We start from the raw sequence: 9,423 nt of genomic DNA, 5'->3' as shown, positions 1-9,423 counted from the left end.
CAAATTTACTATGCCACTACAAATAAAACTATATTAGATTATTAATTAGATCATAATAATAATATTCTTTATATCTATATATATGATCTTTTGCCTTCCGGCGTTAGCTTCACTCCCTGGCAAGCAGCCTTACTCCGCTACCTTTGGGCTACGTTGGCTGGCCCGTTCCGCTCACACCGAAAGCAAAGCGTTACTTTCTTCGTGTAACTATCGTGGCGGTAACGCCCACGAAGAAATACTATTGCGCTGTGCGCAGTAAGAGTAATCACCTAACCAATCATACTGATTGCTTACGTGTTAACTCTCTCTAACTCTTAATTACCCTCCTACATTTAATAACTCTCGTTATTCTCTGTAGTCGTGTAATTGTTTTCGGTGGAAAAGCCAGAGGCGACACCGAAAGAGAATTCTGATCTTATTAATCTTATCTATCTTAGTTAATCTTCTTACTTATCTTACTTACTTTATCTACTTTATTATTAATAATAGCTTTATAAGCTCTGTGTAGCTCTCTGACGCAAGAAACAGCATTCAGGAAGGGAATCACCTTAGAAAAGGTGTTCTTTGCGTCATAATGTGTTTTATGAAGGATTCAGAGGTGTTTCATAACAGGAATGTATAGAGGATACTTTAATTAATTAAAAATAAGGGGTCTAAATGCTTCTCTAACAGCATTAAGCAGGGTAGGGAATGGAAACGCATTGTCTACATATAATAAGCTCACTACAGAGCTTTACAGAGCGTTTTTATAAAGTGACTCTCTATCTTATATCTACCATTACCTTTTCATATACCTAACAAATACAAAATAAGCCCCTTAAATAAGCCTCTGGCGAGCTAAACAGCCATTACATAAGGGAATGTATTGCTTTTATCAAAATCTCGTTATAACGCGTTTTAGACAATAATGAAGAATGGCACTACACAGAAGAGCACGAGTTGCTCGTAAGTGCATGAAAAAGATCGATTTTTTTCGGAAGGGGTATTGACAAACGTCTCTTTCTGTGCAATAATAGGAATTAGAGGGGACAGGAATAGATTCTTATCCTCTAAATAATTAAACCAATGCACCGCACTTTGAAGCCCAAGGCTTGCAAGGTGTTTTTTCTTTTAACCAAATAGAATAAGGAGGCTAATTAATGAAATATTTTACTCCACAGGATGTAGTAGAAGCCTGGAAACGTGGTGAGATCAACCGCTTTAAAGTAAGGATGTATAGAAACACCGCTCGCCGTTGTGGTTATCCAGAGCGTGAAAAATGTTTTGACGATGCACTGAAAATTATTGATGAACTGCGTAAAGCTGAGAAAGAATAATAGACAAGAGAAGGAGAAAACTATGAGCGAAACTAAGAAACCAATTCCGCGCACTTACCTACACGTTGACCCTGAAATCTTCAAGGTTTTATTTGCTGAAGCCAAGAAAAGGCAAATTATGGTCAGTGATTTGATGTTAGAAATCATTACTGAAGCAGCAGAGAACATCAAACAAAAAAAGGGTAAGTGATCCTCATTCACTTTAGTAGCGCATTAAGCGTGATTTATAAGGAGATTTTTAATGATTAATCAACTAACTTTTACAAAACACTATGACACGTTTGATAATGTATCAAAGATTTATTCTGATAAATTCCCTCAAGGAAAAGATTTAGATCTATTACATATTGTGCTTTATTTTCGATTCCTTAGTTATCAGGAAAACAACCTTAATTGTTATGAAAGTCACGAAACATTAGCTAAGATTTTTAAGTCTTCAGCGTCAACAATTAAACGTAAGATAAACGATCTTAAAGAGATGGGATTATTAGAAACATCCCCACATCCTGATCCGTATATTTCATCTTTGATTTACAATGCTCTCCCTCTCACAGATGCACATATTACTCCCCCAGGAGAATCATCACTCTCTGATCTTTCTGAGGCAGAAGAAGCACAGGAACAACCTAAAGGCCATAAACAGCCTTCTTTTGATGCTCTTGATGATTGGGATACGCCTTTACCCTGGGAGATGGAAGAAACACCTGTTTCATCAAGTGAAAAGGTAGCTAATGATAATGAGGAGGATGTGTTAAAGAATTTTGCCTCTCTTATCATCCAGGAGAAACACACAAGAACAGGAGGAGCATCATTTATTGAGTTTGCAAATTCACTAGCTTGTAGATACGGGCTAAAACGACCAAATGGTATTGAGGCATATTTTGCTAAGAAACATCCCAAAGTATATGAAGACTTTGATATTCCATTTTAATAAGGAGGGTTATGATTCAATATTTAGTAAAAAATCAAGTAGACAGAATTCAGTGTAATGACACAGGAAAACGCATCTACGAGACACTTGCTTACCTCTATAAAGGAAAGCCAACACCGCTAAAATATAGCGATGTGTTACATCGAGCAGGTTGCTCTGAAGCTGGTTTAAAATTCTGGCTGAAACAGCTATCAGATTTCGGTGTTATAGAGATTAAAGAATTATCTTTCTCTACATTCAATCTCAAAAGATTAGATAAAGAAATAGACTTCATCTATTCCACTCTCTAAAATCTCTCTATGTAATTAAAATATAAAAGGAAAACATTATTATGATAGTAGCTATGTATTGGTTATTGTTCTTTCTCACGTTAGAAGCATATTTCGGGGTGTTTTCCTTTAAAAGAAAAGGAAAAGTAAATGGCAAAAAGAAAAAACAACGTTGTTAAGAAGATCGGTGATTCAGCTTCTCTTCTAAGTAAACCTAAATCTATTCTAAGACGCAAAGACTTTAAAGAGCTAGTTACGCTCACCAAGCAAAATAGCGCCCCTGGCGAATGGAAAACAGAGATCATAGAACATTCTCCCTCTGTGCCTTGTGGAGATGAATTTAACGCCTTACAAGAAATCTTATCTTCAACACCTGGCGTATTCTGGAAACCCAGGAAAAGAAAAGAGTATATCGTTGATAGCTCTGATTTACGCAAATACCAGATTTTAGGATTTGAAGATTATAATCACTACGTTGGTTATCTCGCTACCAATGGCCTAAATAATTTAGTTCCAGAATTCCAGATTTTAGATAATGCTGATCACTATGGAGACTTTTAATATGAACAAAAACACGTATGACACAATTTACTCACTAATTAATTATTATGAGGATGATTACCTCCTGCCTTTAAACCGCGCTGAACTTGAAGCATACAAAGAAAACACGCCAGCGGCACTAAATGAGGCGTTTAAACACTGGGATTTAGCTGTGAATGCCTTTGAGCACCTCTCTAAGCGTGTAGAGATGCTCTGTAAGCGCGAAAACGCATATCTGACAGCCGATCAGATATGGGAGCTATCAAACTGGATAGAAGATATTGAATCTGATGTTCGCTATGTAGGGGATGGCCTTGTTGAACTCGCACAACGCTTAGGCGCTGCTATCACAGAAGAATAAAAAAAGCAACAAAAAAGTTGTAAAATATCTTGACATTTCATATATTGTATGTTAATATAATTATATAGGGGTGATTATTTTTCCTTTATTGGTTCGATATTAAAAATTCTTCTTGTCGTTAAAGGGGAGTAAAATCTCCGCTCCCCGCTTCTCCTCCTTAAGTAATACTGTGTCATACCTCTTTTTTCCTTTGTTATGCATACATCTTGGAGTGTGCATAACATAGGGTAATTACAAAGGCGGCTTTAAATGCTGCCTTTTATTTTGCCCGTTATGCAACTTAAAAGTTGTATTTCTTACTTTAAACAAGGTAACAAGGTTTATATAAATGTTGTTCTTAAATGATAAAGAGCAAATCATCAAGTATAAAGATGAAATGCTGCGAATTACTCCACAAATTACCGAAATGGTAGCTAAATACGCTGGGTGTTCTGTCGAGGAAGTAGAAAGATGTGTTGAAAAATATTTTTCTCCTTCTTCTCCGTCTACACCTTCCCTTAATGAATTAATCAAATTAAAAGCTAAGGAGATTACTAAATGATTATTGATTTAGACACTCTTTTTCCAGTTCGAAAGACTTTCACAGATATTGTAAGTTACTGTACTGATCCGTTTGCTTCTGTAGAAAGCAAGGTTTTTGCTTCTCTTCCTGCTGATGTTGAATGCGGAGACTTGATCACCAGCACGGGCGCTAAATATGAATCAGGAGATGATATCTATGTTGTTATGAGTGAATTTGTAACGGCAGGAGAAAACAAGCCTGTAGATGTGCTACGTAGCAATGCTGGCCTTGTGTGCATTAAAGCTGATGCGCTGAATGCTGTAAGTGAAGCAGCAAAAACAGCATTAATTAAAAAAGGCTTCCAGCTTGAAGGCTTTAACACGGTTTTCACTTCTTAATAAAAGGAATAATAATAAATGATTCTAGGTAATGATTACGTTGATTTAGCTCCGCTTTTCCAGACACACAGCACGCGTAACTTTCTGCTCTCTACCCTCGACTTCACTGATCCGGTGGGCGTTAGTTCTCATAAAGTAGCTGTTTCCCAGCTTGTCGAAAGCAACGAATCTCTCTTTAACAAAGAGACAAGCCGTTTTAGTTCTGAACACAATGTTACTAAGCGAGAACAAGGTAAAGAATGGCTGATTGAAATCCCGTATTTTCTTCGTGAGGATGTGATCCGTCCTTCTGATGTTCAAGGCAAGCGTAAGCCTGGCACTGATTTTCAGGAAACACTTACTGATATCTATGCTGACTATGTTGCTAAACACCACGTAGCGTATCAGCGTACAAAAGAGAGCGTGTTGGCGGCTTCTTTGTTCTCTGGCAAAACTTACACGCCTAAAACTGACGATGTGTTAATTGAGTGGGGCAAGCTGTTTAACGTATCAGCTATGAAAGCCACTGTTAACGCCTCCAGCACTGACACCACGAAGATTTTTAAAGAATTTGATCAGATTGCTACTGACATTATCGAAAAAGCACAAAGCCAGGCGGCTGCTGTAGAGCGTATTGTTGTTTTCTGTAAGCCGGAAGCCTTCTCTGCAATTCGATTCTCTGCTGGTATGGCAAACGCATTCCAGTATGTAAGCCCACTGGAAGAGGGGAACGTTGTGTATCAGCGTCGTGACCTGCTACCAGGAGTGACAGCGTTCACTATTCCAGGAACTAACATTGATGTTGTTAAACTGGTAGATCCGCTACACCTGGCACATATGACCGCAGACGCTGTAGCTGTGCCTAAATTCGCTAAAGGCTCTAACGTATATCAGAACATTTACGGGGCTGCTTCCAGCACTTTTGAACTGATTAATGCCGCTCCTGCTGAGGTGTATAGCTATAGCTATGAATCTTCTCGTGGTGATGCTGTTAACGTTGTTACAGAGAATAGCCAGATGGTGGTAAACCACGGCGTTGGCTTCTCCGTTCAAATCACTGTTAAATAATATTTTAACGTGTAATAGAGGCGTGGCGTGTATTCACGCTTCGCCTTTTTTTATTTATTTTTTAAGTTTTGAGAGGTGATTAAAATATGGAAGTGATTTTGAAATCAAAAAATGGTGTACACGTACATTTAGATGCTAATGATTCTAGAGGCTTGTTAAATCTGAAATATCTATGTTCTCTTTTAGATGTTCCCTATGAAGGCGTAAAAGCCCGTATGTTCAGATTAAACGAGAGTATTGATCAGGCTCTACACCATTTCTTAAGCAAAGAAGGTGGTAAAAATGATTAATAAGGGGATTTTAAATGTTAGAAATTAACACTTCCAAGATTAAAAATACAGTAACATTTACTGTAGATAAAGACAGCTTGAAAAAAGCGAAAGACTCTATTACAGGCTTAAAGGAATTCGCAGAGAACATCAAGCCAGCTAAATTAAGATTTGATAGTGTCACTAAAGGCTATAAGAAAGCACAAAGCGAAGTAGACAAGATTGCTCAACAGAAAGCTAAAACAGAAAAGCAAAATCAAAGAGCACAAGCTGCCGCAGCAAGAGCACAGGCAAGGCAACAGCAACAAATAGCAGCACGTAAGGAGAAGGCAAACTTAAAACTGTTAGACGTTGGATCAAGCATTAGTGCATTGCACCGCCTCTCTGTAGCGGAACAATACAAAGCTATTGCACAGGCTAGAGAGATAGCGAAACAATATGAGCAAGGGGCTATCTCGCTTGCACGTATGAATAGCCAGATGAAACGCTTACAACAGCAACAACGTAAGATTAATGGCAATAGAAAAACTCAATTAGCCCCCGTTAAGGGAGGAGGATCAGGGAATGCCGCCACTATGGGCGCTCTGTTATTTGGAGGCGCTACGGCTGCTGCTGGCGTGATGGCTGTTAGTAAAACCTCTGAATTTATGGCTAACAGCTTTGCGAATGCTGAAACACAAGGCGAGCTAATTCAACGTGCAAGGCTTGGCGGTGTAGACGTTAACCAGATGTATAATATTACAGAATGGGCCTATAGAAACGGGATCGACTCTATGATGGGTGATCAAGGGGCTAGGAAATACCTGGATCAGATGAAAGATGTTAGGGAACGTGCCGCAAAATCCTATAGTGAAGCTGAATTAGTGAAAGATAAGAAAACAGGAAAATCTGAATGGAAAGGCGGTGATAACGCTATTAATGAACTTCTAAACATCGGTGTTATTAACAAAAGCGACCTTAAAAAATTTGCTGATAATCCAGCCGGATTAATTTCTAAGGCTGTTAATGGAATGATGAAAAAAGGGTTTTCAGACTCCCAAATTGGACAACGTTTAGAAGACCTGGGCGATGATTTGATGCTTACGTCAAAATATTGGCAACGTTCCGTTAAAGATGTACAAGAAAGCATTAACCAGCAAAAAGCCGCCGGACAATGGCTAACAGAAACACAGCAAGACTCTATTGTTAAATTCAGAGAACTAAACAGACAGCTTTCACAGCTTTCTGATGCAAGACAAGTAGCATTCGTAGACGGCTTTATGAAATCTCTTGATCCAAAAGTAACGGAAGAGTTTATGAAAAACCTTTCTAATCTCACTCCGTATTTTACGAAGCTGGGAGAAGCTACAGGAAGTCTCTTTGAAGCCATTATGAAGATTGTAAACTGGTTTAATCGTAATGATGATAAGACAGATGCTATTCAGAAAAATATGGGTGATGCACCGCCACTATCTAACGATGGAATGAAACAGAATCTTTCTAACCTCGTTCCTGACCAATATAAAGGCGCTGGCACTGCAACAACTACACCTGATAATAGTCGTTCTCTCTTTAACACGATTAAGGGATTGCTTTTTGATGATAATTCTTCTGTGTCAGATGTAAAAATGTCAGTCAATGAAGCACCGATAACCAATCTCAAACAGGGTGCTTTAAATAATCTTGCAATGACAACTCCGGCTTATAATTTATCTCCTGTGTTTAATCTGAATCCAACGTTTGAAGTGGTAACAGAGGTTCCGCTTACTATTAATTCTGACACGTCCAGATTAAGTGATTATGTGGATTTTACAGCGAGAGCAAGTCGGGATATCTTCTTGAAATCATTAACATTAACCAGCTTATCAGGACAATCTAACGGCGGGTAATTCCCGCCATAACATTACAAGGAAATTATTATTATGGCGACGGCGGGAATTTTAACCATACGTGCAGCAAATACTCCAGAACAACACGTTCAGGCTGTTTACAAAGCAGAACAAGATATAAACTCTACAAAAAACGAAAATAGCAAAGCTAATAAAACAAAAGGAGAAAATGGATTTGCTATTGTCACCAGTGGGCTGGCATCTTCTGTAAGTGACGTTTATGAAAATTATATGGCGTTATCCTTTGACAGTGTTGACGATGTGAACGTGAGACGTTCGGCAGATGTCACAAGCTATCCTGTAGAAAATGGAGCTAATGTATCGGATCACGTTCAAGTTAAGAATAATAAGTTTGCTCTTAAAGGGCGTATCTCTGAAACACCGATTAAAAGCGATCCTGGCTTGTTAAAGAGTGCAGGGGTGAACGGGAACAGAAGATCATTAGCTATCGACTACCTGAATCAGATTATGGACAGTAGACAGCCTTTTCTTCTTGTTACAGAAAATAAAACTTTTGAGAACGTTGTTTTAACAGGCATCGAATACACAGAAGAGGCAAGCGAATCTCTGGTATTTGATTTGGAATTTGAGCAAATCAGATTAGTTTCTTATGGCACTGTAAACACTGTAGCTATCAAAACACAGCCATCTAAGAACATCGGGGCTAATATGAAAAAACGTGTTAACACTGAAAAAACAAGTGAAGGTGAAGACACTATTACTCCTGCCTTTAAGCAGGAATAGCCGTAAACGCCTCTAAAACGCTCTGTAACGATGTAATTATAAAAGAGGCTACCAATCTATGTTGAAGCCTCTTTATTGCGTCTATGGCGTTGTTTTACGCCTTAAATTTGATTTTTTATTGATTGATAAGCCTTTCTCTATTTCAGGGTAGCGTAGAAGCTCAATATATTTTTTAAGCTCTACTGGAGAAGCTGCATTCTTGCTATATGTGCGGAATGTCTCTGTATTGCCGCGTGTATGGCCCAGGAGAAGGGCGATCCTGTCTTCTGGAATTTGATTTCGATCAAGAAGCTGTGCTACTCCGTGTCTCAGAGAATGAAACACCTTCCTTTCTGTTCCCTTTTCCCCTAAAGCCTTTCGTTTAGCTCTTGTAAATCTCTGCGTGTGCCACGTGGAACGTTTACCATCAGCACGCTCTGTAATGCTGGCGTGATAGAACAAAAAGCCATTGTGAGGCTTTTCACGAAGAGATAACACCAACGGAGTGATAAGGCTATGTACAGGCACAAGACGTGCCGCAGCTTTCGTTTTTCCCTGTGTGATTTCAAAACACAGCACACCTTCGATCTCTTTCACATCGTCTATTGTGAGACTTGCTATCTCATTGATCCGCATACCTGTATATAAACCGATAAGACACAAAGCCGTCATTTCTTTGTTTTCTGCTGAATTACCGGAAAATACTTGCAACACCTGCAATAGCTCTTTGTTAGAAAATGCCTCATAGCTCTCTCTACTTTGTGCCACATCAAGCCTATGCCCTCGCCAGGGGGAGAGCGCCCTTTCTGGCGCATCGTGGTAACGTGATGAAGCTAACTCCCATAGCTGGGCCATTGGGCTGATATAATTTGCAATTGATTGTTGTGAAAGGGTTTTTTGCATGCGTTCTATCCAGCCTGTAACAGTGGTGCGGCTCACATCTTGCAATGCAATATCAGGCTTTTTACGGTAGGAGAGAAACATCTCTACCGCTTTTCTTGCCTTAGCTAAAGTGGCTGGCTTCTTCTTCGTGCTGTTAATTGTCAGGTAGATTTCAAGAATTTTAAGCAATGACGGACACGAAGACGCTGTATCTTGCATTCTGGTAGCTGTTTTGGCGTATTTAGCCTTACTTCGTAACAGTTCCAGCGTGTTCTCTATTGTGCTGTTTACAGGAGTGATCTTGACCCGCTATCTCC

Annotated in this window: 12 protein-coding genes and 1 pseudogene; 12 read left to right on the top strand and 1 reads right to left on the bottom strand. The window is 39.1% G+C overall.

The features are described 5' to 3' along the window. Positions 1 to 1,139 precede the first annotated feature (1,139 nt). The 12 genes from FEK46_RS23510 (at position 1,140) to FEK46_RS22545 (ending at position 8,245) form a co-directional block, all read left to right on the top strand. A complete protein-coding gene (locus tag FEK46_RS23510; protein WP_021543225.1) occupies positions 1,140 to 1,316 on the top strand; it encodes a hypothetical protein in 177 nt (58 codons plus the stop codon). 22 nt (positions 1,317 to 1,338) lie between these two features. Continuing rightward, the gene (locus FEK46_RS22595) at positions 1,339 to 1,506 is read left to right on the top strand and encodes a hypothetical protein (RefSeq protein WP_000005056.1); all 168 of its coding nucleotides are present in this window, start codon (positions 1,339 to 1,341) and stop codon (positions 1,504 to 1,506) included. A 51-nt stretch (positions 1,507 to 1,557) separates the two neighbouring features. Next, a complete protein-coding gene (locus tag FEK46_RS22590) occupies positions 1,558 to 2,247 on the top strand; it encodes a transcriptional regulator (RefSeq protein WP_135560384.1) in 690 nt (229 codons plus the stop codon). Positions 2,248 to 2,258: 11 nt separating this feature from the next. Next, on the top strand, positions 2,259 to 2,537 hold the full coding sequence (locus FEK46_RS22585) for a hypothetical protein (RefSeq protein WP_135560385.1): 279 nt from the start codon (positions 2,259 to 2,261) through the stop codon (positions 2,535 to 2,537). Positions 2,538 to 2,666: 129 nt separating this feature from the next. Further along, on the top strand, positions 2,667 to 3,077 hold the full coding sequence (locus FEK46_RS22580) for a hypothetical protein (RefSeq protein ID WP_001129165.1): 411 nt from the start codon (positions 2,667 to 2,669) through the stop codon (positions 3,075 to 3,077). Between the two features lies 1 nt (position 3,078). Continuing rightward, complete coding sequence (locus tag FEK46_RS22575; RefSeq protein ID WP_044722981.1) at positions 3,079 to 3,417, top strand: hypothetical protein; 339 nt, start codon at positions 3,079 to 3,081, stop codon at positions 3,415 to 3,417. 328 nt (positions 3,418 to 3,745) lie between these two features. Then, positions 3,746 to 3,958 carry a hypothetical protein gene (locus tag FEK46_RS22570; RefSeq protein WP_135560386.1) on the top strand — a complete coding sequence of 71 codons (213 nt, stop codon included), beginning with the start codon at positions 3,746 to 3,748 and terminating at the stop codon, positions 3,956 to 3,958. After that, positions 3,955 to 4,317: a hypothetical protein gene (locus FEK46_RS22565; RefSeq protein ID WP_000582638.1), complete on the top strand. Its 363-nt coding sequence runs from the start codon at positions 3,955 to 3,957 to the stop codon at positions 4,315 to 4,317. The genes FEK46_RS22570 and FEK46_RS22565 overlap by 4 nt, the downstream gene beginning before the upstream one ends. Positions 4,318 to 4,335: 18 nt before the next feature. Continuing rightward, the gene (locus FEK46_RS22560) at positions 4,336 to 5,364 is read left to right on the top strand and encodes a major capsid protein (RefSeq protein WP_135560387.1); all 1,029 of its coding nucleotides are present in this window, start codon (positions 4,336 to 4,338) and stop codon (positions 5,362 to 5,364) included. Between the two features lie 86 nt (positions 5,365 to 5,450). After that, on the top strand, positions 5,451 to 5,654 hold the full coding sequence (locus FEK46_RS22555; protein ID WP_000452041.1) for a hypothetical protein: 204 nt from the start codon (positions 5,451 to 5,453) through the stop codon (positions 5,652 to 5,654). 14 nt (positions 5,655 to 5,668) lie between these two features. Further along, on the top strand, positions 5,669 to 7,501 hold the full coding sequence (locus FEK46_RS22550; protein WP_135560388.1) for a hypothetical protein: 1,833 nt from the start codon (positions 5,669 to 5,671) through the stop codon (positions 7,499 to 7,501). A gap of 33 nt (positions 7,502 to 7,534) precedes the next feature. Next, a complete protein-coding gene (locus tag FEK46_RS22545) occupies positions 7,535 to 8,245 on the top strand; it encodes a phage baseplate protein (protein WP_135560389.1) in 711 nt (236 codons plus the stop codon). Between the two features lie 81 nt (positions 8,246 to 8,326). On the opposite strand, the pseudogene FEK46_RS22540 reads toward FEK46_RS22545, so the two are convergent. After that, positions 8,327 to 9,400, bottom strand: a pseudogene (locus tag FEK46_RS22540) (tyrosine-type recombinase/integrase); the annotation flags it as partial. Between the last annotated feature and the right edge of the window lie 23 nt (positions 9,401 to 9,423).

The sequence above is a fragment of the Escherichia sp. E4736 genome, assembly GCF_005781225.1.
GTDB lineage: Bacteria > Pseudomonadota > Gammaproteobacteria > Enterobacterales > Enterobacteriaceae > Escherichia.
This window is presented reverse-complemented; position numbering and strand designations above follow the sequence as displayed.

Bases quoted from the DNA above. Each gene is read 5' to 3' on its own strand.
- FEK46_RS22585 (WP_135560385.1), top strand. From the start codon at position 2,259: ATGATTCAATATTTAGTAAAAAATCAAGTAGACAGAATTCAGTGTAAT.
- FEK46_RS22565 (WP_000582638.1), top strand. From the start codon at position 3,955: ATGATTATTGATTTAGACACTCTTTTTCCAGTTCGAAAGACTTTCACA.
- FEK46_RS23510 (WP_021543225.1), top strand. From the start codon at position 1,140: ATGAAATATTTTACTCCACAGGATGTAGTAGAAGCCTGGAAACGTGGT.
- FEK46_RS22580 (WP_001129165.1), top strand. From the start codon at position 2,667: ATGGCAAAAAGAAAAAACAACGTTGTTAAGAAGATCGGTGATTCAGCT.
- FEK46_RS22550 (WP_135560388.1), top strand. From the start codon at position 5,669: ATGTTAGAAATTAACACTTCCAAGATTAAAAATACAGTAACATTTACT.
- FEK46_RS22555 (WP_000452041.1), top strand. From the start codon at position 5,451: ATGGAAGTGATTTTGAAATCAAAAAATGGTGTACACGTACATTTAGAT.
- FEK46_RS22570 (WP_135560386.1), top strand. From the start codon at position 3,746: ATGTTGTTCTTAAATGATAAAGAGCAAATCATCAAGTATAAAGATGAA.
- FEK46_RS22560 (WP_135560387.1), top strand. From the start codon at position 4,336: ATGATTCTAGGTAATGATTACGTTGATTTAGCTCCGCTTTTCCAGACA.
- FEK46_RS22575 (WP_044722981.1), top strand. From the start codon at position 3,079: ATGAACAAAAACACGTATGACACAATTTACTCACTAATTAATTATTAT.
- FEK46_RS22590 (WP_135560384.1), top strand. From the start codon at position 1,558: ATGATTAATCAACTAACTTTTACAAAACACTATGACACGTTTGATAAT.
- FEK46_RS22595 (WP_000005056.1), top strand. From the start codon at position 1,339: ATGAGCGAAACTAAGAAACCAATTCCGCGCACTTACCTACACGTTGAC.
- FEK46_RS22545 (WP_135560389.1), top strand. From the start codon at position 7,535: ATGGCGACGGCGGGAATTTTAACCATACGTGCAGCAAATACTCCAGAA.